This is a genomic window from Rahnella sp. RcJ3, assembly GCF_009498575.1.
GTDB classification, from domain to species: domain Bacteria; phylum Pseudomonadota; class Gammaproteobacteria; order Enterobacterales; family Enterobacteriaceae; genus Rahnella; species Rahnella aceris.
The window spans coordinates 309,994-335,688 of record NZ_QSNX01000003.1 but is presented as its reverse complement, the minus strand read 5'-3'; the positions used below and the strand labels follow the sequence as shown (position 1 = coordinate 335,688).

Below are 25,695 nucleotides of genomic sequence, written 5' to 3'. Positions count from 1 at the left end.
AGGTGTGATCGAGGTTATGTAAAATTGCTTTGAGCTATTAATTTGTATTAAATCATTCACACTGCCTATTGGTTTAAGAATTCTCTTAGGATGAAAATAAACATTAAGTTTATCAGTGGGATAATGAAACCGGTTCCAGGGGGTGAAGTTGAGAATGTAGTTGAAAATGTAACTATTTATCAGCGGGATTATTAAATGTAGATGTAAAGTTACAGGGTAAGAGGGGTTTTAAGTGCAATTCGCCAGAAGAGGATACAGGTATTTGTTATCGAAAATGAAAAGGCCAGTGACTTTCGTCACCGGCCTTTTCTTGTTAATCGCTCATTTTACCGTCGCATGATCCCGCGGTCAGAGCACATTGTTACTCAATATTTGATTCGATGAACCACAGGAATTTATCCAGGTCGCGCGATGCAGCGGTGAAAATATCTGCGGTGTCTTCATCTTCCACTTCGCCGATAGCCTTACGGGTATCGTTCGCGACAACACCATAACGTTCCGCCAGGGCTTTCAGATGTTCCTGCACGGTATGGATGTTGGTCGGGTAACTTTTCAGCGGGGTTTTATCGTTAACAACCTGCACGGTACCCAGCGCCACACCACCTAACTGCACCACTCGTTCTGCGATGGTGTCCTGATGGTCAATAATCGCGGTACGGAAACCATCAAGCATTTCGTGCACGGCAATAAAGTTTGCGCCACGCATGTTCCAGTGAGCTTGTTTGGTGATCAGCGACAGATCGATGTATTCAGTCACCAGACGGTTCAGCACCTTGATAGTATTGAGTTTGACGCTTTCATCTAAATCATTGCGTGTGTAGATAAGCTCAGAAGATTTCGTTTTGACCAGTTTAGCGGTACTCATATACATATCTCCTTGTTTCATTAAAATTAATTGCTACTAATGTATTTCGTAACTGTATTCAGTATAGCAATAAATTGAAAATTTGCAGGGCGTACATTCCTATCGTTCTGATAGCGTGTGTCTTATAAGCTCTGCTGTGATTTCACTTCCAGCTTATCATGCTGATTTATAAGGTGGATAGGATTCCTCCTGAACGTCCACTTCTATTAATCTGCTAAAATAAACTAAGACTGATAATTATTTTCATTACGTGGAGGAAGATGTCTTTAAATGTAAGTGACAGTGTGCGGATATATTTTATTGAGACTTTTTTCTGGTATGGAATATGACCAGTCGGCATAACAGTTTGCCGTATTTAATATTGAAATATAACGGCGGGATAATATCCGCCGTTAATCACTGTCTGCTGTCTTTTAAAGCGCCATCGCACCGCTATACAAAACGGCACCCGTCGGTTGCCCCGTCGGCGAACCGCCGTGAGGCTCGAGGCTTATTGCCAGCGTAAAACCTGCATCCGGCATTTTCGCTGCCAGCGCCAGTTGTGTCGGTTGTTGCGTATTCAGCAAGCCGAGGGAATGCGGCTTGCCTCCCGGCGGAATGGCCCACAGTTCAAGGCTGCGATCTGCGGCGATATTCTGCGCATTGATCGGCGTCAGCAACAGGCTGCGTGTGCTTCTGTCCGCGCTGACCACCCACTGTCCGCTTTGCGTACCGGCGCTGCTGGCCAGTATCGCCACCGGCATTGGGGCTTCTGGCTGAACCAGCAGGCGGGGGATCAGCAACAACGCGGCAAGCCCGGCGGCCAGCGCCCAGCCCATATAAGCCCGCACCGGTCGTTTCGCCGGAGCCGGAAGTCTGGCCGGTTGCAGTGCAAGGTTATGCTGAATGCGTTTCCACACCGATGCAGGTGGGATGACCGGGGTTATCTGATTATCCAGTTGCGTGAAAGCTTCCTGCCAGCGTGCCACTTCGGCCGCCAGTTCAGGGTCTTCCTGCATTTTTTGCTCAAACTGAATCCGGGCCGCGCCGCGCAAGGTGCCGAGCGCATATTCAGCCGCCAGAGCGGCATGATAATGGCTTCTGCTTTTCATAGTCCTACGCAGCTCTTTAAGTGATCCAGGGCGCGACGTATCCAGCTTTTGATCGTCCCCAGAGGTTGTTGAAGATGCGATGAGACCTCACCGTGCGACAGGCCCTGATAATAGGCAAGGATCAGGCTTTGTCTTTGTTCGGCGGGCAGATGTGCGAGGCAGGTGGCCAGAATTTTGGCGTCACTGTCCTGTTGCAGCCGTTGCAAGGGGTCATCATAGTCGCTGGCATCTCCGTCATTCATTGTCTCGTCCAGTTCATCTAACTGGTTATCGCTCCCGCGCATCCAGTCGATAGCGCGGTTGCGGACAATATGGGTGAGCCAGGTCATCGGGGAACTGAGCGCCGGATTATATGAGGCAGCCCGGTTCCACGCGGTGATATAGCTGTCGTGCAACACTTCTTCTGCCCAGGCATGTCGCCGCAACATGCGTAATGCGACGGCGAATAGCCGGGGGGACGTCAGACGATATAACTGCTCAAATGCCTGACGATCGCCAACGGCCATGGCGCTCATCAGTTCGCGCTGTACTTCCGGCGCATTCTCTGGTGTTGGCTTAACGAAAAAATTGTCATGCATTCGCGCGTCCTGACTTACTGAGGTGCTGTTTCATAAGAGAAATCATGCCCTCAGTATAGCCGGTATTATTTTGGCATCAGGACGGTATCAATGACGTCGATCACACCGTTCTTCTGCTGGACGTCATAAGTACTGATGTTGGCGATATTCCCCTTGCCATCTTTGAGCTGAATATTGTGAGGTCCGTTGTTCAGGATCCACAGTGGCTGGCCGTTAACGGTTTTTAGTTCTGCCGCGCCGTTGCCTTTTTTCAGCAGTTTTTCCAAATCTTTCATTTCATATTTACCGGCCACCACGTGATACGTGAGGATGCTGGTCAGGGTGGCTTTGTTTTCTGGTTTCACCAGATTATCCACGGTGCCCGCCGGTAGTTTGGCAAACGCGGCGTTGGTTGGCGCAAAGACGGTGAACGGGCCTTTGCCCTGCAGCGTATCCACCAGTCCTGCTGCTTTTACCGCCGCCACCAGCGTGGTGTGGTCTTTCGAATTCAGGGCATTTTCTACGATATTTTTGGACGGATACATTTCAGCGCCACCGACCATGGTGATGCTTTGGGACATCATTGCAGCCATTGACGCGGTGCTGAGCAGCAGAGAAGCACAGATTGCGGTACGGAGTAATGTTTTCATGATGGTGTCCTTCGTCAGTTAAGGAGGTGAGGTCTTGCCTCACCTCTATACATACGAATGACCCCCTGCTTTTGGATGCAGGAAAAATGAAATAAATGAAAATAATTTTCAACCTGCTGATAGAAAAGAAAAAGCCACATCGGGATGACGTGGCTTTTTTATACGATGCGGTGCAATTACTTCCCGGAAGGGGTATTTCCGGCAATATCGACCGTCTCGATTTTGGTTTTGCGCTGCAGGGTAAGTGTTGAACCGGCGGAAGCCGCGATAATCGCCGCCAGCCCGATCCACTGCGTCGCGGTCAGGAATTCACCGAGGAAGATAATGCCGGAAAGCGCGGCCATCGCCGGTTCCATGCTCATCAGCGTACCGAAGGTTTTGGCTGGCAGTTTGGTCAGGGCCATCATTTCCAGTGAATAAGGAATGGCGGAAGTGAGCAGGGCGATCAGCAAGCCGAGCGGTAAAATATCCCAGCTGAAAATAGAGGTGTGTGCCTGGATTGCGCCAATCGGGAAGAAGATTAACGCCGCAATCAGTGACCCCATCGCGGCGGTGCCCGGTCCGTAACTGCTGCCAGCACGTTGTCCGGCGAGGATATAAACCGCCCAGCAGCCACCGGCGATCAGCGCAAAGCACGCACCTTTGAGGTCAACACCGCCGGCACTTTGTCCCAGGGGTAACAGGAACAGTAACCCGATTACGGCCAGCACGACCCAGATGAAATCCACCGGACGGCGTGAGGAGAACATCGCGACCGCCAGCGGGCCGGTAAATTCCAGTGCAACGGCAATGCCCAGCGGCACGGTACGCAGGGCCAGATAAAACGAATAGTTCATGCAGCCCAGCGCCAGGCCATACATCATCAGTGCACGCAAATTACCGCCGCGCATTTTCAGGCGCCACGGACGAAAATAGAGCAGCAACAGAATAGAGCCGATACCAAGACGCAGAGCCGTGACACCCTGCGGGCCGACCACCGGGAAAAGCGTTTTTGCCAGCGACGCGCCGCCTTGTAATGACAACATGGCGATCAGTAGCAACAGAATCGCCACCAGCGGTGAGGTTTTTTTCGGTAACGCAGGGACGGGCGGGCTGTTGTTATGCGTCGCTGCCTGCAGAGCGATCTGCGGATCCTGCGGCTGATTTTGTCCTGACTGTGTCATCCATTGCGCCTTTTGAGGTGATCCCATGAATCCGGAAACTTCAGATTTATAGTTTTGAAAAGAAAGGTAAAGCGCTGTCAGTGTAGAGGGAAAAGTGGCGAGAAAAAATCCTCACGAAAAAGTTTTTTTCGGAACGTGTTTGTTAAAAAACTTCCTAAAATAGTTTGTTTTTTGAGCAAATTTTTAGGAATTATCTGCTAATCTCAAAAAGTTCAATAAGTTTACCTTATAGTTTGTGTGACCAAAATCTCAATAAAATTAAATGGATAGCGTGTTCTGGAAACTTCCTGTTACACCATATGATGCTTTGGACATCTTAATTGAGGCAGAGTTTCACACTAGTTTTTGTTATATTTTCAAACGTGAAGGTTACTTTGGTTTCTCTTTTTGAGGTGGTTTATGAAAAAAATTGCATGTCTTTCCGCATTAGCTTGCGTAGTTGCACTGGGCGTTTCTTCAAGCGCTTTCGCTGACACCAGCACCGTAACTGCTGGCTACGCTCAGGGTGACGCACAAGGCGTTGCTAACAAAGCAAACGGCTTCAACTTAAAATACCGCTGGGAACAAGATAGCAACCCACTGGGCGCTATCGGTTCTTTCACTTACATCGAAGATGACAGCTCTCCTGCATCTGGCGACTACCGTAAAGCACAGTACTACGGTCTGACTGCGGGTCCTGCTTACCGTCTGGCTGACTGGGTTTCCATCTACGGTGTTGTGGGTGTTGGCTACGGCAAATTCCAGTACAACGAAGCGGCAGCATCTACTGCTAACCGTGAAAAAAATGACACCAGCGATTACGGTTTCTCTTACGGTGCTGGTCTGCAGTTCAACCCAATCCAGAACGTTGCTCTGGACGTGTCTTACGAACAGTCCCGCATCCGCAGTGTTGATGTTGGTACCTGGATCGCAGGCGTGGGTTACAGCTTCTAATTCTTCGCCGCAGCGTAACGCTTTGCCGTTACCCTCCCGCGAAAACAAAAACCGCTCAGCTGAGCGGTTTTTTTATGCCTGTCAGATCCCGCTGAACCAGTTATAGCCCTGATCTTCCCAGTAGCCGCCGGGATATTCATTGGTGACGAAAATCGCGCCAATATGTTTGGCGTTTTTAAAGCCGAGTTTGGTTGGCATCCGCAGGCGTAACGGGTAGCCGAAATCGGGGGGTAAGGGTTTGCCGCCAAAATCCAGAGCCAGAATGGTTTGCGGATGCAGTGCCGTCGCCATATCAATACTGGAATAATAGCGGTCGTCACATTTGAATCCGACATATTTGGCTGTCAGGTCCGCGCCGACGTGTTGCAGAAACGTTTTCAGCGGTACGCCTTTCCACTGGCCGATGGCGCTCCAGCCCTCAATGCAAATCAGCCGGGTGATCTGGCTTTCCTGCGGCAGGCGCTGCAATTGTTCCAGTGTCCACGGCGCTTTCTTTTGCACCAAACCGGAGACTTCCAGCCGGTAATTGGGGATGTCGATTTCCGGCACGTTGTATTCGGGGTAATACGCATTGAAACGAAACGGCGTGGTGATTTGATCGGCGCGATAGGTTTGCGCCAGTTTCTGGCCGCTGAACAGCCAGCTTTGTACCCGGTCGTTCCAGCGGGACATCGCCCACAGCACTTTATCGACCTGATCGCCGTCCTGCAGATTACAGCCGGTAAGCATCGAAACCGCGCCCAGCGTAAGGCCGGAGCGCAATAACATACGGCGTTGAATATTAACCAGTTGTTTGCGCTGATCGGGTTCAAGAATAATTTTTGGCCGCTGTGTTTTATCACTCATCGGCTCGGTCCTCCGTGCTAATTTTTTTGCCGCCGGTCAGCATCGCCACGAAGGTTTTCGGCACCAGCAGAACCATCAGTACGTGAATAATGACGAACAGCAGTACGCCGCTCATCGCAAAGAAATGCACATAACGGGCGATATCAAAACCGCCAAACAACCAGACCAGACCGCTGAACTGCGCGGGTTTCCAGATCGACAAACCCGACAGCACCAGCAGCGCGCCCAGCAACAGAACACCGCTGTACATCAGTTTTTGCACCGCGTTGTACTGACCCAGTTTGTGCGGGAGTTTGAATGTCAGTGCGCGAACGGTATCGCGCCAGACCGTATGGGGCGAAAAGGGGAAAAAGTCGCGTCTGAAATGACCGCTAAAAATGCCCCACAGCAGATAGAACAGGGCATTGGCCGCCAGCAGCCACATTACCGCCAGATGCCAGGCAATATTGCCACCCAGCCAGCCGCCGAGGGTGGTGTTCTGCGGGAAAGTGAAAGCGAAAAGCGGGTCGGCGTTATAAATCCCCCAGCCGCTCATCACCATGCCGATCATTGCCAGCAGATTGATCCAATGACAAATGCGAACCGGCCAGGAATGAATCCGGCGCTTCCGGGGCGATGAGAGCTGAGGTTTCACGCTTAATCTCCTGTTGTTCGGCCGGATTACATCGGCGGCGCGATGCCGTCTTTACCGGCAGCAATACCACGGGCAACCAGTGCACCTTTGTCATCTTTTATGGCAAACAATACGATTTTAGTGCCCGGTTTCAGCAGGCTGCGGTCGCCCGGCGCCAGCAGTACAACCGGTACGTCGTCAGGCACAATGACCGTTTTCTCGGCATCGTGATATTTCACGGTCAGGGTGCGGCCATTGCTGTTCACCAGCTTGCCGACGGTGCCGTTGGTCATGGTATTGATTTTGCCATCGGCGGATTCAAACGGATTGAAGCCTTCACCGCTGCCGCGCAGGCTGGGGGCGAATACGTGCACTTCCAGTGCTTTCAGCGTGCCATTAGCCTGCGGAACGGCGGCCGTCCCGATGAAGCTGTCCGCTTTGATATCGCTGATTTGCCCTTTGGTGACGGCATTGATCTTGGTCTGGTCGGTCAGCTTAACGTCGAGTTTTTCGCCCTGACGTGTGGTGATTTGTACCGATGAGTCATTAACTGAGTCAATGGTTCCGCGTGTAGGTTTAATCACATTATCGGCGGCAAATGCCGATGTCATCCCGCTGCACATCAGCAGGGAACCCAGTAACAGACCAGCGAGACGTGTTGGTGCATTCATGATTAATTCTCCATTTTCCAGCGTTTTTTCATTCTGTTAGATGAATCACTGAACCTGCCAGTGATGAATAACTTTCTTAAGAGTGGACGATAAACCGGTATTGGCTGATGACAAATTGATGACAAAATTGTCATCAAAGGTGTCTGACGAAACTGATAAACTTTCGGGTGAATCATTCTCTAGGTGAATGGTCATGCGGCGCTGAGGGCCTGAATGCGAATACTGGTGATTGAAGACGATGTCAGTACAGGCGATTACCTGAAAAAAGGGCTGACAGAAGCAGGTTACAGCGTAGATCTGGCGCGCAACGGTGCCGACGGCCTGTTTCTGGCGCTGGAAGAGGGTTACGACGCGGTGATCCTCGACGTCATGCTGCCGGGGCTGAACGGCTGGCAGGTGATGGAAGTCCTGCGCAAAAAGAGCGACGTGCCGGTGCTGTTTCTCACCGCCCGCGATGAAGTACAGGATCGCATTCACGGGCTGGAGCTGGGGGCTGACGATTATCTCATCAAACCGTTCTCCTTCACCGAACTGGTGTTGCGTATCCGCACCTTGCTGCGCCGCCCGGCCGCCCGTGAGCCGGATGCGTATTCGGTGGCGGATCTGAATCTTGATGTGCTGCGCCGCCGCGTGACCCGTCAGGATCAGACCATCGCACTGACCAATAAGGAATTCATGTTGCTGCAGTTGCTGATGCGCCGCGAGGGTGAGGTTCTGTCGCGCACCATGATCGCCTCGCAGGTCTGGGACATGAATTTCGACAGTGATACCAATGTAGTGGATGTCGCCATTAAGCGTCTGCGTGCCAAGGTTGACCGCAGCTTTGAGGTGAAACTGATCCATACCGTGCGTGGCATTGGTTACGTGTGCGAAGTGCGACATGAGTGATCGTCAATTGACTCACCTCCCGAAACGCGCCATGTCGCTGACGCTTCGCGCCACCTTACTTTTCGCGCTGATCGCCTCGATGGTGGTCAGTGCCGTCGGTTTCTACCTCTATTACTCGATGGATAAAGAACTGGTACGCCGCGCGGATTACCAGGTCAGCGGGCGTGTGCAGTATTTCCGTCATCTGCTTGCCAACGAATTCCCGCTGTCGCAACTCAGCCGTAATCCCGGCCTGTTTGAAAATATGCTTGGCAACGAGCGCGATATCCTGACGTTTCGCCTGTCCGGTGAGAAGCTATTGATCAACGTCAATCCGTCGCGGCTGGCATTGCCGCCGGTAGCGGCGGTGCCTGACGGCCAGCCGCTGACGCTGAATACGGTGCATCATCTCACCGCACCCGATGGTACGCCGGTACGCTTTGCCCGTGCGGCGGTACAGATTCAGGACGGGCGGACAGTTGAAATCACCGGCGCGCATTTCATGACCGAGGAGTCGCGTCTGTTGCAGACTTTCCGCTGGGAAATTATTGGCGCGGTGTTATTCGCTTATTTGCTGATTGCCGCACTGGGTTATCTGGTGATCCGCCGCGGATTGCGGCCGCTGCGCAATATGGCGCATGAAGCGGCGCAGATCCATCCGGGCAGTCTGTCTACGCGTTTGTCTTCGGAAAATGCGCCGCAGGAATTGCAGCAATTAATTTATTCTTTCAATGACATGCTGGACCGGCTCGCCGAGGGGTATCAGCGGCTGACACAATTTTCCGCCGATCTGGCGCATGAAATCCGCACCCCGGTGGGGGCGCTGATGGGGCATTGTCAGGTGGCGTTATATCAGCCCCGGACAGTGGAAGAATACGAAACGCTGCTGGCGAACAATATAGAAGAGCTGGAACGCATTTCACGTATGGTGGAAAACATTCTGTTCCTGGCGCGCGCTTCCGATGCGCGCTCGGTTCTGACCATCACCGGTATTGATGTTTCATCTGAAATTACCCGTATCCAGGAATATTTCGAAGGGCTGGCCGAAGAGCGTGAAATGACGCTTCAAGGGCAAGGTGAGGGAACCTTGCATGCGGATGCGATCCTTTTCCAACGTGCGCTGAGTAATCTGGTCGCTAATGCGGTGCGTTATGGCCGCGAGGGAAGTGCCATCGTGCTGCGCGCCGAACCCCATGCAAAAGGCATGAATATCCGGGTGATCAGTCAGGGTGAGCCTGTTCCGCCGGAAAAACTCGGAAAACTTTTCGACCGCTTCTATCGCGCGGATGCTTCACGTAGTGAAGGTGGCAGTTCCAGCGGCCTTGGGTTGTCGATTGTTCAGGCCATTATGGCCCTGCATCAGGGAAGTGTCAGCGTAACCAGTTCCGCGCAGGGAGAAACGTGTTTTACCCTTTATTTTCCCGCATCCGACCGCAAGCTTTCTCAATAGTTTCTCAATGAAAGGGAAAAATTGCGTAAAAAAAGCCGGAATATTTCTTTTTCATGTAATTGAAATAAAAAGGATTCGTTAATTTTGTTACATTATCACATTGGAAGTCACCATTCAGTTTGAACGAAAATGCTCAGCCCGGAGTCTATATGTCCTAAGGAGTGGGTTCCAACCTCCGGTATGAGCGGTTATTACAACGCAGCCAGACTCACAAAAGAGCCAGTTATTGCCAATGCATAAAATTCGTACACTTTCGCAACAGAGCATTTCTTTGTTCGTTGCACTTTACCTGGGGCTTCTGCTAAACCTTCCGATTTTCATCCGTCGTTATCAGCAACTGCATTATGACAATGCCTTGTCGATTGCTGTTGAAATGGTTGCCTGTTTTGCCCTGGTCTATTTCCTTTGTATGTTGCTGTCGTATACCGGAAAAACCGTTTTCCGTGTCCTGATGACCGCTATCGTGATTTCCTCCGCCGCCGCCAGTTACTACATGATTCTGTTTAACGTTGATATCGGTTACGGAATTTTAGCGGCAGCGCTGGCATCTGATTCCATTGATTTATCGAAAGAATCTATCGGAACACATTTCATCGCCTGGACCGTGCTGGTGAGTTTGTTGCCGGTACTGTTGCTGTGGCTGAGCAAAATGCCGGGTGCGGCTCTCAAACAAACGACGTTTAAAAAACTGGCGGTCAGAACCCTGCTGCTTGCGGTCTCCGGCCTGCTTTGTTACATGCCGCTGCAACTGATGGGCAAAGTGCAGGATCGCCATGACATCGTAAACAACCGCATGATGGCGAGTTATGGCGGTGTGGTTGCGGGCACGTATTCGCCGTCAAACTGGCTTTCGGCGCTGGGTTTGTATACTTACAGCAGTTACAGCCAGGCGGAAGACACCAAAAATCTGTACGATCCGGCTAAACATTTCACGTATACCGCACCGGCAGATGCCAAAGATATGTACGTGGTGTTTGTGATCGGCGAGAGCGCCCGCCGCGACCATATGGGGCTGTACGGCTACGACCGTGACAACACGCCAAATCTCGACAAAGAGAAAAATTTGGTCGCCTTGCAGGGCTATTCCTGTGATACCGCCACCAAGCTTTCCTTGCGCTGTATGTTTGTCCGCGAAGGCGGGGCATCTGAAGAGCCACAGCGTACGCTGAAAGAAATGAACGTCTTTTCCGTGCTGAAAAGTAATGGCTGGAGTTCAGAGTTATATTCCATGCAGAGTGAAGCCTGGTTCTATAACAAAACCCGTGCGGATGATTATTCACTGCGTGAAAACATCGCGTCTGAAAAGCGCAACGCCGGTAAGCCGGTGGATGACATGCTGCTCATCGATGAAATGAAAGACTCGATGAATAACCATCCTAAAGGTAAGCATCTGATTATCCTGCATACCAAGGGTTCTCATTATCTGTATTCAGACCGTTATCCGCGTTCTTTCGCTAAATATAAGCCGGAATGTATGGGCATCGATGATTCCTGTTCCACCGGGGAAATGATTAACGCTTACGATAATTCACTGCTGTATACCGATTACTTCCTGTCGCAGGTCTTTGACCAGTTACGCGATAAGAATGCGATCGTGTTCTACGCCTCCGATCACGGTGAGTCGATTTCGAAAAGCATGCATTTCCACGGTACACCGCGTGATCATGCGCCAGCCGAGCAACGTACGGTGCCGATCATGGTCTGGGCGTCGGACAAATTCCTGTCGAACGATCAGAACAAGGCCAGTTTCCAACAACTGCAAAAAATGGCTGCCGAGAAGAAACCGGCGTTCCATGAAAAACTGTATGACACCATTCTGGGCTGTATCGGTTATACCTCGCCAAATGGCGGGATTGTCGAGCAGCACAACTGGTGCCATGTGCCTGATCAGGCCGCCGCCACAAAATAATCTTTGCTGAATCTGCCGCCTTTTTCTGATGATGGGAGAAGGCGGCGACATATCCCTCTTTTTCAGTCACAATCGGTTAACAACAAAATACCCGTCATATTGAGGGTATTATTTTTGCTTTTTTATCAGGGCCGATAACCGATGCAAGCATTACGAATAACCATTTGCGTACTGACGGTCATTATGACCCTGCTGACGCTTCTTCCTGTGTCGCGCAATCAGCGCTGGTGGGTGCGTGTCTGGGATTTTCCGCGTTTACAGATGGCCTCGCTGTGCCTGTTTTTTCTGCTGACTGAACTGGCGATCATGCCGTTCGGTGATGCGATCACCACCACGGTGATCATCCTGACCGTTGCCTGCATGGCGTATCAGAGTTGGTGGATTTTGCCTTATACCCGCCTGTATCCGGTACAGGTGAAGAAAACGGTGCCCAACGGTCATTCGCGCATCAAAATCATGAACAGCAATGTGCTGACCACTAACCGTGAGCCGGAAAAATTACTCGCGCAGGTCAGGCATTATCAACCGGATATTCTGGTGCTGCTGGAAACCGATCAGTGGTGGGAAGATCAGATGGCAGAACTGGATGCCGATTATCCGTACAGCCTGCGCTGTCCGCTGGAAAATCTGTACGGTATGCATGTGTATTCGCGCCTGCCGATGCAGGCGGCGAAGATTCAGTATCTGGTGGCTGATGATATTCCTTCTATGCATTTTCGCGCTGAACTGCCGTCCGGCGAGCAGGTGATTTTGCACTGTCTGCACCCGATGCCGCCCAGCCCGACAGAAGCGGATGAATCCACCAGTCGTGACGGGGAACTGGTTGCTGTCGGACACACGGCCGCGAAAGCGCGTTACCCGACCATTGTCACCGGCGACCTGAATGACGTGGCCTGGTCGCGCACCACGCGGCTGTTCATGAAAATCAGTGGCCTGCTGGATCCGCGCCGCGGTCGTGGCATGTACAACACCTTCCATGCCAGTTATCCGTTCCTGCGCTGGCCGCTGGATCACGTTTTCCACAGCAAAGATTTCACCCTGATTGATCTGAAACGTCTTGATTTTATGGGTTCAGATCACTTCCCGATCCTGGTGGAACTGGCGCTGACGCCTTCTCAGGGTATCGATCAGGAATCATTGGAAATCGACAATGAAGACATTGAGGAAGCGGAAGAAAAACTGTCCGGTGCCGGGGTGAAAAGCAGTGATGTGCACAAGGCTGACAAGCTTAACCAGCCGGTTTACGGACGTTAATCATGAGCAGTGAACGTGAGCGTTTGCCGCTGGCTGAAGACTTACAGGTCTTCCTGGCGGTAGTGAATAAGCAAAGTTTTGCCGCTGCCGCTATCGAACTGGGGCAGTCACCGGCGTATGTCAGCAAGCATATTCAGATCCTCGAAGAGTCGCTCAACTGTCGTTTGCTGCACAGGTCAACAAAGGGTGTGCGGCTGACAGAAGACGGCGAGCGCACGCAGCGATGGGCGTTACAAATTCTCGATACCTTTGATCAGTTCATCGGTGACCTGTCAGATTCGCGCAGTGAAGCGCGTGGCAACGTGCATATTTGCAGCTCGTTTGGTTTCGGACGTTGCCATGTGGCTCCGGCGATAGCGGAACTGGCGGCACGTTATCCGCAACTCAATCTGCGCCTTGATCTTTTCGACCGCGTGGTGGATTTGGTCGCGGAAGGTATTGATCTGGAAATTCTGGTCGGCGATGACGTACCTGAGCAGTACATCGGCAAAAAACTGGCGCAGCACCAGCGGATCCTCTGCGCATCAAAGGAATATCTGGCTGCTCACGGCACGCCTGACTCACCGCAAGCGCTGGCGCAGCATCAGTGTCTGGTGATCAAAGAGCGCGACAATCCTTTTGGCATCTGGTCGCTTACGGGAGAAGGCAAGGAACACCGCCTCAGGGTGAAAGGGGCGCTCTCGTCGAACAGTGGCGAAGTGGTATTACAGTGGGCGCTGAAACACCATGGCATCATTTTGCGTTCACAGTGGGATGTTCAGCCTTATCTTTCCCGTGGTGAACTGGTGCGGGTGCTGCCGCAATATTCCCAACCCGCCAGCGTCTGGGCAGTTTATCCCACGCGGCTGGCGGATTCGGCAAAATTGCGGGTCTGTGTTGAGTTTCTGCAACAGCGATTCAGCCAGTTACCGGGCTGACGCTTATTACGCCAGCCACGGATTGCGCTGCAAATGCGCCTGCTGAAACTGACTGATTTCATCGCGAAATTGCAGTGTTGTACCGATGGCATCCAGCCCGTTAAGTAGCGCAATCTTACTCAGTTCATCGATAGCAAAATCAATCCGTTCACCATTTTGCAGGATGATTTTTTGCGCGGATAAATCGACAGTCATTTCATTTTTATCGCCATGGATCACCGCCTGCGCCATTTGCAACCACTGCGCGGGATCCAGTTGCACTGTAAGCACGCCGTTGCGCTGACAGTTATCGAAGAAAATTCCCGCGAACGTGGTGCCGATCAGCGCCCGGATACCGAGCTGTTTCAGCCCCCATACCGCATGTTCACGGCTGGAACCGCAGCCAAAATTCGGACCGACCAGCAGGAATTTCGTCCCCTGCCATTGGGGCTGATTGAGGATAAACGCCGGATCGGGCGAGCCGTCCGCCAGAAAACGCAGATCGAAAAACACCCCGCGATCTAAACCGTTGCGGTCGATGCCTTTGAGAAACTGTTTTGGCATGATCACATCGGTGTCCACATTCGCCGCAGGCAACGGCGCGGCAATACCGGTCAGTGTAGTAAATGCTTCCATGATGACTCCTTACAGGTCACGGACATCGGTCAGATGGCCACAAATAGCCGCTGCCGCAACCATCGCCGGGCTCATCAGATGGGTGCGTGCGCCCGCACCCTGACGGCCTTCAAAATTACGGTTGGTGCTGGATGCACAGCGGTCGCCGGGCGACAGCACGTCGTCGTTCATTGCCAGACACATTGAGCAACCCGATTGTCGCCATTCGAAACCGGCCTGGATAAATATCTCCGCCAGACCTTCCTGCTCAGCCTGTGCCCGAACCTGACTGGAGCCTGGAACAATTATCGCCCGCACTGTGGCGGCGACGCTTTTACCGCGCACGACGTCTGCCGCTGCCCGTAAATCTTCAATACGCGCGTTGGTGCACGAGCCGATAAACGCGTGGCTGACAGGAATGCTGTTAAGCGACTGACCGGCACGCAATCCCATATAGCGGAGTGCACGTTGCAGATCCTGGCGGCGTGAGGCATCCGGTTCGGCTTGCGGATCAGGCACCTGACCGTTTATCGCCAGTGCCTGATCGGGGCTGGTCCCCCAGCTGACCATCGGCGCGATCTCTTCCGCACACAGTGTCACTTCACGATCAAAAACGGCATCCGGATCACTGCGTAATTCGCGCCAGACCTCCACGGCATCCCGCCACTGCTGGCCTTTTGGCGCGCGTGGTTTGTCTTGCAGATAGGCAAACACTTTATCGTCGGGTGCCATGAACGCGCCACGCGCACCGGCTTCCACGGCCATATTACAAATGGTCATACGACCTTCAACGCTCAGCATGTCGATACCCGGTCCGCAGAATTCGATGGCATAACCGGTCGCGCCCGCCGCCCCGATTTTTGCCACCAGCGCCATCACCAGGTCTTTGGCCGTGATACCTGTCGCCAGTGTGCCAGTGACGGTAACCCGCATGGTTTTCAGGCGCTTATACACCAGTGTTTGCGTCGCCAGAAGATGTTCAATTTCCGAGGTGCCGATACCAAAACCAAACGCCCCTAATGCGCCGTATGTGGTGGTGTGGCTGTCTCCGGCGGCAATGACCATACCGGGCAGGATAAAGCCCTGTTCCGGTGCAACAACATGTTCGATCCCCTGACGTTTATCGAGAATATCGAACAACTCAATGCCAAATTCGGCGCAGTTCTCAGCCAGATATGACACCTGACGCGCGCCACCGGCATCCGGCATCTGACGGGTGCGTAGCGGTGCCGTCGGGTTGACGTGATCGACTACCGCCAGTGAGGTTTCCGGCCGCCATACGCGACGGCTGGCTTCACGCAAACCGCTAAACGCCTGCGGGCTGGTGTACTCGTTAATCACCTGCCGGTCGATGTAAAGCAACACGTGGCCCTTGTCATCCAGCGTACGAACGCTGTGGCTGTCGATATGTTTTTCATACAGCGTTTTTGGCTTCATTTCATTGCCCTGATAAACGTAACGGATAATGCCAGCGTCGCAACTTCACGCTTATCGGGCAACGGCCTGAGTGTGATGAGTCAAAACACAGATCGTGAATCAGCGATCTTCACTTGTGGCCTTGTTGCCAACCGGCGAGCGACTAAGATGGGTAAAAAAGGAGAAAACCCATGTTTGAACATTTTACCCAAGGCCGGATGGTGGTCAGCGGAACGGACATTGCTTACCGGATTGCCGGACAGGGCGAACCGCTGTTATTGCTGCACGGACACCCGCAGACGCAGGCGATCTGGCATAAAGTCGCACCCTACCTCACTTCTCAGTTCACCGTGGTGCTTGCCGATTTACGCGGTTACGGTGACAGCGGTAAACCCGAGCCGGACGCGGATCACCTGCGGTACAGCAAGCGCGAAATGGCGCAGGATCAGCTCGAACTGATGGCTGCGCTCGGTTTCAGCCAGTTCAGTGTGATCGCGCATGACCGGGGTGCCCGCGTGGCGCACCGGCTGGCGCTTGATCACCCGCAGGCAGTGAAACGGATGGTGCTGATGGACATTGCGCCGACGCTTTCCATGTATCAGCAAACCAGTGAAGCTTTTGCGCGCGCTTACTGGCACTGGTTTTTCCTCATCCGCCCGGCACCGCTACCGGAAACACTGATCAAGGCTGATCCTGATCTTTACCTGCGCAGCGTAATGGGCAGCCGCAGCGCCGGTATGCAACCTTTCACCGACGAAGCTTACGCAGATTATTTGCGTTGTCTGCAACTTGATGGAACGGCGCGCGGGATTTGCGAGGATTACCGGGCTTCCGCTGCTGTTGACCTGCAACACGATCAGACTGACGTGAATGCATCTCGCAAAGTGCGGTGTCCGCTGTTGATCCTGTGGGGCGAAAAGGGCATTGTCGGCACCTGTTTTACGCCGCTGGAGGAATGGGCAAAGGTGGCAGAAGACGTTCAGGGCGAGGCGTTGCCGTGCGGGCATTATCTTGCTGAAGAACAACCGGAATTATTGCTGGAGAAAGTGCTGCCGTTTCTTCGCTGAGAGGGGGAAGCCTATAAAAAAACCCGCATGGCGCGGGTTTTTTGTGGGCACGTATCAGACCGGCTGTTCGGGGAAGGTGAGGGTGTTGCCCGGCGCTTCACGGTTGATATGCAGGAAGTTCAGATGACGTTCGTATTGATCCAGAATGTCATTGATCACCTGATGTTTGGTGAAGTCCATCAGGTCATTACCCTGAGTCCCTTCAAGAAGGAAGGTTTCCAGACGGTAATAATGCGATTTACCGGCGCGTGCGCGATAGGTAAAGGCAGGAACCGCATAACGTACCGGCCAGATCTGATAGACAAAGTTTTGCTCTTCGCCCAACGCGACCTGCAATTCCAGCGGCCCGATTTTCTCGTCTTCCTGTGGCGCGTGCTCGTTAAAGGTCACTTTTGCCCCGCGTAGTTCCAGTTCCTGGGCCACTTCCTGCATCGCAGGGCGGCAAACAGTGTCCATCATTTTCTGGGTGTGGCGTGTGCCCGGATAATTCATGACCCGCGACAGACGCTGTTTCCAGTTCAGCGCCGCGTCGCTGGTGGCAGGCAGCGGAGCCAGAGTCTGCTGGGTGCTGGCGCGGCGGTAATCTTCCAGACGCAGTGATTTATACAATCCGGCCATGATGAAGAAAATCACAAAGCTGAACGGCAGACCCATAATTACCGTGGTGTTTTGCAGTGCAGAAACGCCGTCGGTCATCAGCATACCCAGTGTCAGTACGCCGATGGTGACCGACCAGAAAATCCGCAGCCAGTTTGGCGCATCGTTATTGATGTCTGCCAGTTTTGAGGTGAAGTTACCCAACACCAGCGAGCCGGAGTCCGCCGAGGTGACATAAAACAGCAGGCCGGTAATCGTCGCGACGGACGCGCTCAGCGTAAAGCCGGGATACTGTGCCAGCAGGCTGTAAACGCCGCGTTCAGGGTGTGAGATCACCTCGTTAGCGAAATCCAGATTGCCATGCAGGATCTGGTACAGCGCACTGTTACCGAAAATTGACAGCCACAGCAGGGTGAAGACGAACGGAATAATCAGGGTGCCGAACACGAACTGACGGATGGTACGACCGCGTGAAATACGCGCCAGGAACAGGCCGACAAACGGCGACCACGCTACCCACCACGCCCAGAAGAACAGGGTCCAGCTGTTCATCCATTCGGTCGGGCGGTCAAAAGCAAAGGTATTAAGCGTCATGCCCATAAAGCGATTGATGTAATCGCCAATATTGAGCACCAGCGCATTGAGCAGGAATTCGGTATTGCCGAAGAACAGCAGGAACAGAATCAGCCCCAGCGCCAGCAGCACGTTGAGTTCCGACAGAATACGGATACCTTTGTTAACGCCGGAGGTCACCGACACCGTCGCCATAATCACAGAAAGCAGGATCAGCGCGGCCTGAACGGTCAGGTTTTCCGGAATATGGAACAGCACTTTCAGGCCGTAGTTAAGCTGCACCACACCAATGCCGAGCGTGGTGGCGATACCAAAAATAGTCCCGACCACGGCAGCGATATCCACGCTATGACCGATCGGGCCGTTAATGCGCTTACCAAAAATCGGGTACAGCGCCGAACGGATGGTCAGCGGCAGGTTATAGCGGTAGCTGAAATAGCCCAGTGCAATGCCCATCAGCGCGTACATCGCCCAGCCGGTCAGGCCGTAGTGGAACAGCGTCCAGGTCATGGCCTGCCGCGCGGCTTCCAGCGTTTGCCCGTTGCCTTCCGGTGGCAACATGTATTGTGTCACCGGTTCGGCGACCGAGAAGAACATCAGGTCGATGCCGATCCCGGCAGCAAACAGCATTGCAGCCCAGCTCATCATGCTGAATTCGGGTTTGGATTGTTCAGGGCCCAGTTTGATCGAACCAAAACGTGAACAGGCTATGAACACTACAAACACGATGTACAGCGTAGCCGCCAGCATGTAATACCAGCCGAAGGTGGCGGACACCCAGTTAAGGGTCAGGCTGATCCATTTTCCTGATAAATCGGTGAAGAAAATGGTCATTAATGTGAAGGCTAAAATCAGCCCGGCGGAGGTGAAGAACACAACCTTGTTCAGCTGGTCGCGAGGTTTTTCGCTTTTTCTCTCTGTCGTATCGGCAATCGCCATCTTTTCCCCTGTTATGTCAATTAATCGCTATTTTTCAATAAATTGGATTCATTTAAATCTCAAAATTCATACAAATTACTAACGTATTGGTAATAAAATATATGCATTTTTAATTGAACGTTCAATCAAAAAAAAGTTAAATAGGGGGAGTGAGAGCGTTTTAACAAGGCTGAGCGGGAGCGTAAAAAGGGTTTTTTAAGCGCATTGCAACCCGCTCATTTTCAGGAGCCGGAACCATGCCCAAAGTAGGAATGCAGCCCATCAGACGGCAGCAATTAATTGAGGCAACGCTGGCTGCGGTGAACGAAGTCGGTATGCACGATGCTTCGATTTCGCAAATTGCCCGCCGCGCTGGCGTCTCCAACGGCATCATCAGTCACTACTTTCGTGACAAGAACGGGCTGCTGGAAGCCACTATGCGTTATTTGCTCAGTCATCTGGGAGAAGGTGTGCAGTTGCGCTTATCACAGATGACGGATACCGCACCGACGGCGCGGCTGCATGCGATTGCAGAAGCCAATTTTGACGACAGTCAGACTAACAGCGCGGCGATGAAAACCTGGCTGGCCTTCTGGGCGAGCAGCATGCATCACCCGCAGTTGTACCGGCTGCAACAGGTTAACAGCCGCCGGCTCTATTCCAATTTATGTTCTGAATTCAGACGTTTTCTGCCTAAAAACGAGGCGCGTCTCGCAGCGCAAAGCACGGCGGCATTGATTGATGGCCTGTGGCTGCGCGGCGCACTCAGCGGTAAAGCGTTTAACCGCGACGAGGCGATGCAGATAACACATCGCCATATTGAATCGCAGTTCGCACCGCGCGTTGTCGGGCAGTAAACGGCGCAGAAAATTTTCAGACCGCACAGACCGAGGAGAGATGTATGTCCCGCTACGGCAAGCAAAAACTTTATATCAACGGGCGTTTTCAGGACAGCACCGGTGATGAAACCTTCGACGCCGTTAATCCGGCCAACGGCGAAGTGATTGCCACGGTGCAATCCGCCACACATGCAGATGTCGATCTGGCGGTGAAATCCGCGCAGAAAGGCCAGAAAGTCTGGGCCGCGATGACCGCCATGAGCCGCGCCCGTATTCTGCGCCGCGCGGTGGATATTCTGCGTGAGCGCAACGACGAACTGGCCGCCATTGAAACGGCAGACACCGGTAAACCGCTGTCTGAAACGCTGGCCGTGGATATCGTCACCGGCGCGGATGTGCTGGAGTACTACGCCGGGTTAATCCCGGCGATTGAAGGCCAGCAAATTCCGCTGCGTGATTCTTCTTTCGTTTATACCCGCCGCGAGCCGCTGGGTGTGGTCGCCGGTATCGGCGCGTGGAACTATCCGATTCAGATTGCCTTGTGGAAATCTGCTCCTGCGCTGGCGGCCGGTAATGCGATGGTGTTCAAACCGAGTGAAAACACGTCGCTGACTGCCCTGAAACTGGCAGAAATCTACACCCAAGCCGGTGTGCCGGACGGCGTTTTCAGCGTGGTGACGGGCGCGGCCAGCGTCGGTCAGGCGTTAACCGATCATCCGGATATCGCCAAAGTCTCCTTCACTGGCGGTATCAAAACCGGCAAGAAAGTCATGGCCAGCGCCTCGGCCTCCACGCTGAAAGAAGTCACCATGGAACTGGGCGGTAAATCGCCATTGATTATTTTTGATGATGCCGATCTTGATAAAGCCGCCGACATCGCGATGATGGCGAATTTCTACAGCGCCGGACAGGTGTGCACCAACGGCACCCGGGTGTTTATCCCCAAAGCATTGCATAAAGCGTTCGAAGCCAAAGTGCTGGAACGGGTGAAACGCATTCGCTCAGGCGATCCGACAGATGAAAATGTCAACTTCGGCCCGCTGGTCAGCTTCGCGCACATGGAATCCGTGCTGCGTTACATCGAAAGCGGCAAACGTGAAGGCGCGACCTTGCTGACCGGTGGCGAACGTATGACTTCCGGTGAATTCGCCAAAGGCGCTTACGTCGCCCCGACGGTATTTACCGACTGCCGTGATGACATGCTGATCGTCCGTGAAGAAATCTTCGGACCGGTGATGAGCATTCTGACTTATGAAAGCGAAGAAGAAGTGATCCGCCGCGCCAATGATACTGAATATGGTCTGGCCGCCGGACTGGTGACGCAGGATCTCAACCGCGCCCACCGCGTGATCCACAAACTCGAAGCCGGGATTTGCTGGATTAACACCTGGGGCGAATCTGCCGCAGAAATGCCGGTCGGCGGTTACAAACATTCCGGTGTCGGGCGCGAAAACGGCATCACCACACTTGAGCATTACACCCAAATCAAATCCGTGCAGGTCGAACTGGGCGAATTCAGCTCAGTATTTTGATCCGCTGCAACAGAGGAGATTCAATGGATTACGATTACATCATTATCGGGGCCGGTTCTGCCGGCAACGTACTCGCCACCCGTCTGACTGAAGACAGCAGTGTCAGTGTGTTACTGCTCGAAGCCGGTGGCCCGGATTATCGTCTGGATTTTCGCACGCAGATGCCTGCGGCGCTGGCATTTCCGTTACAGGGTCGTCGTTACAACTGGGCGTACGAAACCGACCCGGAGCCGCATATGAATAACCGCCGCATGGAGTGCGGGCGCGGTAAAGGGCTGGGAGGCTCGTCGCTGATTAACGGCATGTGTTACATCCGCGGTAACGCGATGGATTTCGATAACTGGGCGAAAGCACCGGGTCTGGAAGACTGGAGTTATCTGGACTGCCTGCCTTATTTCCGTAAAGCAGAAACCCGCGACATCGGCCCGAATGACTTCCACGGCGGCGAAGGGCCGGTGAGCGTGGCGACGCCTAAAAACGGTAATAATCCGCTGTTCGGCGCGATGATTGAAGCCGGTGTGCAGGCGGGGTATTCGCGCACGGATGACCTGAATGGGTTTAAACAGGAAGGTTTTGGCCCGATGGACAGAACCGTGACGCCGAAGGGGCGTCGTGCGAGCACTGCCCGCGGGTATCTGGATCAGGCCAAACCGCGCGCCAATCTGACCATTGTGACGCATGCCCTGACCGACAGGATCCTGTTCGATGGCAAGCGCGCGGTGGGTGTCAGCTATTTCCACGGTGATGAATACAACGCCAAAACGGCGAAGGCGAAACGCGAAGTGTTGCTGTGCAGCGGCGCGATTGCCTCTCCGCAAATTCTGCAACGTTCCGGTGTCGGTGCGGCTGAACTGCTGAACCGTCTGGATATCCCGCTGGTGCATGACTTGCCGGGCGTCGGGGAGAACCTGCAGGATCATCTGGAAATGTACCTGCAATACAGTTGTACGCAGCCGGTCTCGTTGTATCCGGCATTGCAGATGCACAACCAGCCAGCGATTGGTGCCGAGTGGCTGCTTAAAGGCACCGGCGTGGGTGCCAGCAATCAGTTTGAAGCGGGCGGTTTTATCCGCAGCCGTGAAGAATTTGCCTGGCCGAATATTCAGTATCACTTCCTGCCGGTGGCGATTAATTACAACGGCAGTAATGCGGTGAAAGAGCACGGTTTCCAGGCGCATGTCGGTTCAATGCGTTCACCCAGCCGTGGCCGCGTTCAGGTGAAATCGAAAGATCCGCGCCAGCATCCGAGCATTCTGTTTAATTACATGGCGACGGAGCAGGACTGGCAGGAGTTCCGTGACGCCATCCGCATCACGCGTGAAATCATGAATCAGCCAGCGCTGGATCCTTACCGTGGTCGTGAAATCAGCCCGGGTGAAAACGTACAGACTGACGAAGAGCTGGATGCGTTTATCCGTGAACATGCGGAAACGGCTTTCCATCCGTCATGCACCTGTAAAATGGGCACGGATGAGATGGCGGTGGTAGACGGAGAAGGGCGGGTTCACGGTATGGAAGGGCTGCGCGTGGTTGATGCCTCCATCATGCCGCAGATCATTACCGGTAACCTGAATGCGACAACTATTATGATCGCCGAAAAAATTGCCGATAAAATCCGTGGCCGCCAGCCATTACCGCGCAGTACGGCGGCGTATTACACCGCGGGCGACGCACCGGTTCGCACGCAGCCGCTGAAGAAATCTGCCTGATAAATTGGCTGTAAAATCTGTGTTAAAAAGAGATATTCTCAGGAATATCTCTTTTTTTTGGCTTTCAGAAAACAGGCAGGGCATTCACTCATGACGGAATCATCATCGCTTCACTGGCAGGATTATCATCACAGTGAACTGAACGCGGCGCAGCTTTACGCCATTCTTGCACTGCGAAGTGAAGTATTTGTGGTGGAACAAACCTGTGTTTATCAGGATATCGACGGACAGGATCTGACCGGCGAAAACCGTCATATCGTCGCCTGGCTGGATGGCAAGATTGCTGCCTACGCGCGTATTCTGCGTTTTGAAGATGACGTGGCAATCGGACGGGTGATTGTCGCGCCCTCTGCACGCGGCCTGAAACTGGGTTATCAGCTGATGGAACAGGCACTGGCTGCCTGCCAGAAACACTGGCCGGGTGCGCGCGTCGCGATTTCCGCACAGGCGCATTTGCAGGGATTCTACGGCAGGCTGGGGTTTGTGGCGTATACCGAAATTTATGACGAAGATGGGATCCCGCATGTGGGGATGGAGTTGAATTCCTGATATTGGGCGAAGCGCAAGCTTCAGCATTGTTTTTGTCATTAATACCCCACCCCCAACCCTCCCCTTCGCAGGGGAGGGAGCCGATCGAGCCCTTTGCATGGGATATCGCCGATCGGGTTTTACTCCTCCCCCTGCGAAGGGGGAGGCGGGGAGGGGGTATTAATGGCAACTCAGAAGACGGATATGTTTACCTTTCCCAGTACGGCGGACTGCCAAATTTCTCCAGCAGAAAATCAATCACAGCCCTGACTTTGATCGACGGGCGGCGGCTGTTCGGATACAGCGCGCTGATGGTCTGCGGCTCCGGTGACGTCGATACCTGATAATTTTCCAGTACGCTGACCAGCCGACCGTCGCGCAGGGCATCGCCAATCAGCCAGGTGGGGAACACCACCAGCCCCATGCCGTCGATCCCGGCCTGCGTCAGGGTTTCCGCATTATTGCTGGTCAGTAATCCCCGCAGGGTCATCGAATGCCATTCCTGTTCCGGCTGACGAAAGTACCAGCGTTGCGGACCGGCAAATCCTTTGAACACCAGGCAACTGTGACTGGCTAAATCCTCCGGTGTTTCCGGCTTTCCTGCGCGGGCCAGATAAGCAGGGCTGGCGGCAAGGCGAAAATTCTGGTGGCCGAGCGTGCGCGCCTGCAGGGTGGAGTCCGCCATCACGCCAATACGGATGAGCAAGTCAACGCTGTCCTGCAACGGGTCGATAAAATCGTCGGTCTGCATCAGCTCGATATTCAGGCGCGGATAACGTGTACTCAGCTCATGCAACCACGGCGCAAGATGGCGCTGACCAAAAACTACCGGCGCATTGATGCGCACCAGTCCGCCGGGTTCGCTGTCCTGCTCCTGCAAATCCAGCGTGGCGAGATCCAGCTGTGTCAGCACCTGTCGCGCATGTCCGGCGAGCAGTTTGCCGGATTCTGTCGGGCTGACGGCGCGTGTGTTGCGATACAGCAGTTGCGTCTGTAATGCCTGTTCAAGCTGGGAAATCACCCGCGATACGGTTGACGGCGACATCGCCTCCCGCCGCGCCACCTCAGAGAAACTGCCCTGATCCAGTACCGCGACATACAGCCGTAATGCCTGAATATTGATCTGATTAAAACCTTTCATCTGTGCGTTTCCCGCAAAGGTATTTTCCTGATTGTGCTGTTTTTCGCATAGTTCTGTCACGTTATAGTCGCCGCTTCGAAAAAAACAGAAAGCAGGGCAATGATGAATCTGATGTTAATTCCGCTGGTCGTCCTGGCGGGGATGGGGCTTTCACTGGAGGCCGGGCTGATTGGTCCGCTGGGAACGGAGGTTGGCCATCTGTGGGCCACGCTGAGTATTTTTGGTGTGGGCGCGGTGCTCACCGGCCTGCTGGTGCTGTTTTTCAGCCCGCGTAATGCGCCGTCATTCAATGAACAACCGGGCTGGACATTGCTGGGTGGCGTGCTCGGCCCGGTCTATGTCGTGGTGCTGACGCTCGCGACGCCGGTCATTGGTATCGGCATGACCATGATTGCGATTTTGTCAGGGCAGGTGGCGAAAAGCGTGCTGATCGACCATTACGGGTGGTTTGGTACACCGCACAAAAAAGTCGGCGGCGAACGCCTGCTGGCGCTGCTGTTTATCGTTGCTGCTCTTGTTTTGATTGCCTGGGACTGAACCATGACTGAACTGATGATGATAATACTGGCCATTGTAGCCGGTGCCGCGCTGAGTATGCAGGCGGCGGTGAACGGGCAGTTAGGCGGGAAAGTGGGCGTACTGAAAAGCGCATTCCTGACGTTCAGCGTCGGGGCTGCCATTACCGCAGTGCTGGTGCTGTTTTTGCAAACACCACAGCCGCAAACTTTGCTCACCGTACCGAAGTGGCAACTCGCGGGCGCATTATTTGGCGTGCCTTACATCATTGTGATGGTGACAGCGGTACCCCGTGTCGGAACGGCGGTGGCAACGGTCGCGGTAATCCTCGGACAACTGGCAATGGGTATGCTGATTGATAATTTCGGCTGGCTGGATAATCCGCAGATCGCGCTGTCATGGCACCGGATTGCGGCTATTCCCTGCCTGATCATCGCACTGGCACTCATTTATCGCAGCAACCGGAAAGCAGAGTGATT

Annotated in this window: 25 protein-coding genes; 13 read left to right on the top strand and 12 right to left on the bottom strand. The window is 53.5% G+C overall.

The genetic code is table 11. The features are described from left to right. Positions 1–361 precede the first annotated feature (361 nt). The 5 genes from dps to rhtA form a co-directional block, all read right to left on the bottom strand. A complete protein-coding gene (gene dps, locus DXU84_RS06310) occupies positions 362–865 on the bottom strand; it encodes a DNA starvation/stationary phase protection protein Dps (RefSeq protein ID WP_015689551.1) in 504 nt (167 codons plus the stop codon). A 413-nt stretch (positions 866–1,278) separates the two neighbouring features. Further along, the gene (locus tag DXU84_RS06305) at positions 1,279–1,956 is read right to left on the bottom strand and encodes an anti-sigma factor domain-containing protein (RefSeq protein WP_126124709.1); all 678 of its coding nucleotides are present in this window, start codon (positions 1,954–1,956) and stop codon (positions 1,279–1,281) included. After that, the gene (locus DXU84_RS06300; protein ID WP_112197087.1) at positions 1,953–2,534 is read right to left on the bottom strand and encodes a sigma-70 family RNA polymerase sigma factor; all 582 of its coding nucleotides are present in this window, start codon (positions 2,532–2,534) and stop codon (positions 1,953–1,955) included. The genes DXU84_RS06305 and DXU84_RS06300 overlap by 4 nt, the downstream gene beginning before the upstream one ends. Positions 2,535–2,599: 65 nt before the next feature. Further along, complete coding sequence (locus tag DXU84_RS06295) at positions 2,600–3,163, bottom strand: fasciclin domain-containing protein (RefSeq protein ID WP_153375116.1); 564 nt, start codon at positions 3,161–3,163, stop codon at positions 2,600–2,602. A gap of 176 nt (positions 3,164–3,339) precedes the next feature. Continuing rightward, positions 3,340–4,326 (bottom strand): threonine/homoserine exporter RhtA, encoded by a 987-nt coding sequence (gene rhtA / locus DXU84_RS06290; protein ID WP_013574701.1) that lies wholly within the window; start codon positions 4,324–4,326, stop codon positions 3,340–3,342. A 399-nt stretch (positions 4,327–4,725) separates the two neighbouring features. On the opposite strand from rhtA, the gene ompX reads away from it, so the two are divergent. Continuing rightward, entirely contained in the window at positions 4,726–5,259 is a 534-nt protein-coding gene (ompX, locus tag DXU84_RS06285; RefSeq protein WP_013574702.1) for an outer membrane protein OmpX, read from the top strand. An 81-nt stretch (positions 5,260–5,340) separates the two neighbouring features. Here ompX and DXU84_RS06280 read toward each other — a convergent pair whose 3' ends face one another. Genes DXU84_RS06280 through DXU84_RS06270 form a run of 3 tightly spaced genes read right to left on the bottom strand, consistent with a single transcriptional unit; the run spans position 5,341 to position 7,389 of the window. Next, positions 5,341–6,105, bottom strand: a complete 765-nt coding sequence (locus DXU84_RS06280) for a molybdopterin-dependent oxidoreductase (RefSeq protein WP_013574703.1) — start codon at positions 6,103–6,105, stop codon at positions 5,341–5,343. Further along, positions 6,098–6,739 carry a cytochrome b/b6 domain-containing protein gene (locus DXU84_RS06275; RefSeq protein ID WP_200224970.1) on the bottom strand — a complete coding sequence of 214 codons (642 nt, stop codon included), beginning with the start codon at positions 6,737–6,739 and terminating at the stop codon, positions 6,098–6,100. The genes DXU84_RS06280 and DXU84_RS06275 overlap by 8 nt, the downstream gene beginning before the upstream one ends. 26 nt (positions 6,740–6,765) lie before the next feature. Beyond that, positions 6,766–7,389, bottom strand: a complete 624-nt coding sequence (locus DXU84_RS06270) for a hypothetical protein (protein WP_013574705.1) — start codon at positions 7,387–7,389, stop codon at positions 6,766–6,768. 213 nt (positions 7,390–7,602) lie between these two features. Between DXU84_RS06270 and DXU84_RS06265 the strand changes: the two genes are divergently transcribed. The 5 genes from DXU84_RS06265 to DXU84_RS06245 all read left to right on the top strand — a co-directional run bounded on the left by DXU84_RS06265 (position 7,603) and on the right by DXU84_RS06245 (position 13,786). Continuing rightward, entirely contained in the window at positions 7,603–8,277 is a 675-nt protein-coding gene (locus DXU84_RS06265) for a heavy metal response regulator transcription factor (RefSeq protein ID WP_013574706.1), read from the top strand. Continuing rightward, positions 8,270–9,706 carry a heavy metal sensor histidine kinase gene (locus DXU84_RS06260; RefSeq protein ID WP_153375114.1) on the top strand — a complete coding sequence of 479 codons (1,437 nt, stop codon included), beginning with the start codon at positions 8,270–8,272 and terminating at the stop codon, positions 9,704–9,706. Before DXU84_RS06265 ends, DXU84_RS06260 begins: the two co-directional genes overlap by 8 nt. A gap of 232 nt (positions 9,707–9,938) precedes the next feature. Then, positions 9,939–11,615 (top strand): kdo(2)-lipid A phosphoethanolamine 7''-transferase, encoded by a 1,677-nt coding sequence (gene eptB, locus DXU84_RS06255; protein ID WP_153375112.1) that lies wholly within the window; start codon positions 9,939–9,941, stop codon positions 11,613–11,615. A 141-nt stretch (positions 11,616–11,756) separates the two neighbouring features. Further along, positions 11,757–12,869 carry an endonuclease/exonuclease/phosphatase family protein gene (locus DXU84_RS06250; protein ID WP_153375110.1) on the top strand — a complete coding sequence of 371 codons (1,113 nt, stop codon included), beginning with the start codon at positions 11,757–11,759 and terminating at the stop codon, positions 12,867–12,869. A gap of 2 nt (positions 12,870–12,871) precedes the next feature. After that, the gene (locus tag DXU84_RS06245) at positions 12,872–13,786 is read left to right on the top strand and encodes a LysR substrate-binding domain-containing protein (protein WP_153375108.1); all 915 of its coding nucleotides are present in this window, start codon (positions 12,872–12,874) and stop codon (positions 13,784–13,786) included. 6 nt (positions 13,787–13,792) lie between these two features. On the opposite strand, the gene leuD is transcribed toward DXU84_RS06245, so the two are convergent. After that, positions 13,793–14,401: a 3-isopropylmalate dehydratase small subunit gene (leuD, locus tag DXU84_RS06240; protein WP_013574711.1), complete on the bottom strand. Its 609-nt coding sequence runs from the start codon at positions 14,399–14,401 to the stop codon at positions 13,793–13,795. Positions 14,402–14,410: 9 nt separating this feature from the next. Beyond that, positions 14,411–15,817: a 3-isopropylmalate dehydratase large subunit gene (gene leuC / locus DXU84_RS06235; protein WP_037036103.1), complete on the bottom strand. Its 1,407-nt coding sequence runs from the start codon at positions 15,815–15,817 to the stop codon at positions 14,411–14,413. Positions 15,818–15,987: 170 nt separating this feature from the next. Between leuC and DXU84_RS06230 the strand changes: the two genes are divergently transcribed. After that, positions 15,988–16,863, top strand: coding sequence for an alpha/beta fold hydrolase (locus DXU84_RS06230; protein WP_013574713.1), 876 nt, complete (start codon positions 15,988–15,990; stop codon positions 16,861–16,863). A 54-nt stretch (positions 16,864–16,917) separates the two neighbouring features. Here the strand turns inward: DXU84_RS06230 and DXU84_RS06225 are convergent, their stop codons facing one another. Next, a complete protein-coding gene (locus tag DXU84_RS06225) occupies positions 16,918–18,972 on the bottom strand; it encodes a choline transporter (protein WP_013574714.1) in 2,055 nt (684 codons plus the stop codon). Between the two features lie 236 nt (positions 18,973–19,208). Here DXU84_RS06225 and betI point away from each other — a divergent pair, with 236 nt between their 5' ends. The 4 genes from betI to DXU84_RS06205 all read left to right on the top strand — a co-directional run bounded on the left by betI (position 19,209) and on the right by DXU84_RS06205 (position 23,580). Beyond that, the gene (gene betI, locus DXU84_RS06220) at positions 19,209–19,808 is read left to right on the top strand and encodes a transcriptional regulator BetI (protein WP_013574715.1); all 600 of its coding nucleotides are present in this window, start codon (positions 19,209–19,211) and stop codon (positions 19,806–19,808) included. Positions 19,809–19,852: 44 nt separating this feature from the next. Beyond that, positions 19,853–21,322 (top strand): betaine-aldehyde dehydrogenase, encoded by a 1,470-nt coding sequence (gene betB / locus DXU84_RS06215; protein ID WP_013574716.1) that lies wholly within the window; start codon positions 19,853–19,855, stop codon positions 21,320–21,322. A gap of 23 nt (positions 21,323–21,345) precedes the next feature. Beyond that, a complete protein-coding gene (betA, locus tag DXU84_RS06210) occupies positions 21,346–23,031 on the top strand; it encodes a choline dehydrogenase (protein ID WP_153375105.1) in 1,686 nt (561 codons plus the stop codon). A 90-nt stretch (positions 23,032–23,121) separates the two neighbouring features. Continuing rightward, positions 23,122–23,580, top strand: a complete 459-nt coding sequence (locus tag DXU84_RS06205) for a GNAT family N-acetyltransferase (protein WP_013574718.1) — start codon at positions 23,122–23,124, stop codon at positions 23,578–23,580. 187 nt (positions 23,581–23,767) lie between these two features. Here DXU84_RS06205 and DXU84_RS06200 read toward each other — a convergent pair whose 3' ends face one another. Then, positions 23,768–24,700, bottom strand: coding sequence for a LysR family transcriptional regulator (locus tag DXU84_RS06200; RefSeq protein ID WP_119261419.1), 933 nt, complete (start codon positions 24,698–24,700; stop codon positions 23,768–23,770). 102 nt (positions 24,701–24,802) lie between these two features. On the opposite strand from DXU84_RS06200, the gene DXU84_RS06195 reads away from it, so the two are divergent. Both DXU84_RS06195 and DXU84_RS06190 read left to right on the top strand, forming a co-directional pair. After that, positions 24,803–25,237 carry a DMT family transporter gene (locus DXU84_RS06195; protein WP_013574720.1) on the top strand — a complete coding sequence of 145 codons (435 nt, stop codon included), beginning with the start codon at positions 24,803–24,805 and terminating at the stop codon, positions 25,235–25,237. 3 nt (positions 25,238–25,240) lie between these two features. Further along, positions 25,241–25,693: a DMT family transporter gene (locus DXU84_RS06190; protein ID WP_013574721.1), complete on the top strand. Its 453-nt coding sequence runs from the start codon at positions 25,241–25,243 to the stop codon at positions 25,691–25,693. The last annotated feature ends 2 nt before the right edge of the window (positions 25,694–25,695 follow it).

Coding starts and splice junctions, on each gene's coding strand:
- betI (WP_013574715.1), top strand. CDS start 19,209: ATGCCCAAAGTAGGAATGCAGCCCATCAGACGGCAGCAATTAATTGAG.
- rhtA (WP_013574701.1), bottom strand. CDS start 4,326: ATGACACAGTCAGGACAAAATCAGCCGCAGGATCCGCAGATCGCTCTG.
- leuC (WP_037036103.1), bottom strand. CDS start 15,817: ATGAAGCCAAAAACGCTGTATGAAAAACATATCGACAGCCACAGCGTT.
- DXU84_RS06225 (WP_013574714.1), bottom strand. CDS start 18,972: ATGGCGATTGCCGATACGACAGAGAGAAAAAGCGAAAAACCTCGCGAC.
- DXU84_RS06260 (WP_153375114.1), top strand. CDS start 8,270: ATGAGTGATCGTCAATTGACTCACCTCCCGAAACGCGCCATGTCGCTG.
- DXU84_RS06270 (WP_013574705.1), bottom strand. CDS start 7,389: ATGAATGCACCAACACGTCTCGCTGGTCTGTTACTGGGTTCCCTGCTG.
- DXU84_RS06300 (WP_112197087.1), bottom strand. CDS start 2,534: ATGCATGACAATTTTTTCGTTAAGCCAACACCAGAGAATGCGCCGGAA.
- DXU84_RS06280 (WP_013574703.1), bottom strand. CDS start 6,105: ATGAGTGATAAAACACAGCGGCCAAAAATTATTCTTGAACCCGATCAG.
- eptB (WP_153375112.1), top strand. CDS start 9,939: ATGCATAAAATTCGTACACTTTCGCAACAGAGCATTTCTTTGTTCGTT.
- betA (WP_153375105.1), top strand. CDS start 21,346: ATGGATTACGATTACATCATTATCGGGGCCGGTTCTGCCGGCAACGTA.
- dps (WP_015689551.1), bottom strand. CDS start 865: ATGAGTACCGCTAAACTGGTCAAAACGAAATCTTCTGAGCTTATCTAC.
- DXU84_RS06245 (WP_153375108.1), top strand. CDS start 12,872: ATGAGCAGTGAACGTGAGCGTTTGCCGCTGGCTGAAGACTTACAGGTC.
- DXU84_RS06205 (WP_013574718.1), top strand. CDS start 23,122: ATGACGGAATCATCATCGCTTCACTGGCAGGATTATCATCACAGTGAA.
- ompX (WP_013574702.1), top strand. CDS start 4,726: ATGAAAAAAATTGCATGTCTTTCCGCATTAGCTTGCGTAGTTGCACTG.
- leuD (WP_013574711.1), bottom strand. CDS start 14,401: ATGGAAGCATTTACTACACTGACCGGTATTGCCGCGCCGTTGCCTGCG.
- DXU84_RS06305 (WP_126124709.1), bottom strand. CDS start 1,956: ATGAAAAGCAGAAGCCATTATCATGCCGCTCTGGCGGCTGAATATGCG.
- DXU84_RS06250 (WP_153375110.1), top strand. CDS start 11,757: ATGCAAGCATTACGAATAACCATTTGCGTACTGACGGTCATTATGACC.
- DXU84_RS06265 (WP_013574706.1), top strand. CDS start 7,603: ATGCGAATACTGGTGATTGAAGACGATGTCAGTACAGGCGATTACCTG.
- DXU84_RS06230 (WP_013574713.1), top strand. CDS start 15,988: ATGTTTGAACATTTTACCCAAGGCCGGATGGTGGTCAGCGGAACGGAC.
- DXU84_RS06195 (WP_013574720.1), top strand. CDS start 24,803: ATGAATCTGATGTTAATTCCGCTGGTCGTCCTGGCGGGGATGGGGCTT.
- betB (WP_013574716.1), top strand. CDS start 19,853: ATGTCCCGCTACGGCAAGCAAAAACTTTATATCAACGGGCGTTTTCAG.
- DXU84_RS06295 (WP_153375116.1), bottom strand. CDS start 3,163: ATGAAAACATTACTCCGTACCGCAATCTGTGCTTCTCTGCTGCTCAGC.
- DXU84_RS06200 (WP_119261419.1), bottom strand. CDS start 24,700: ATGAAAGGTTTTAATCAGATCAATATTCAGGCATTACGGCTGTATGTC.
- DXU84_RS06190 (WP_013574721.1), top strand. CDS start 25,241: ATGACTGAACTGATGATGATAATACTGGCCATTGTAGCCGGTGCCGCG.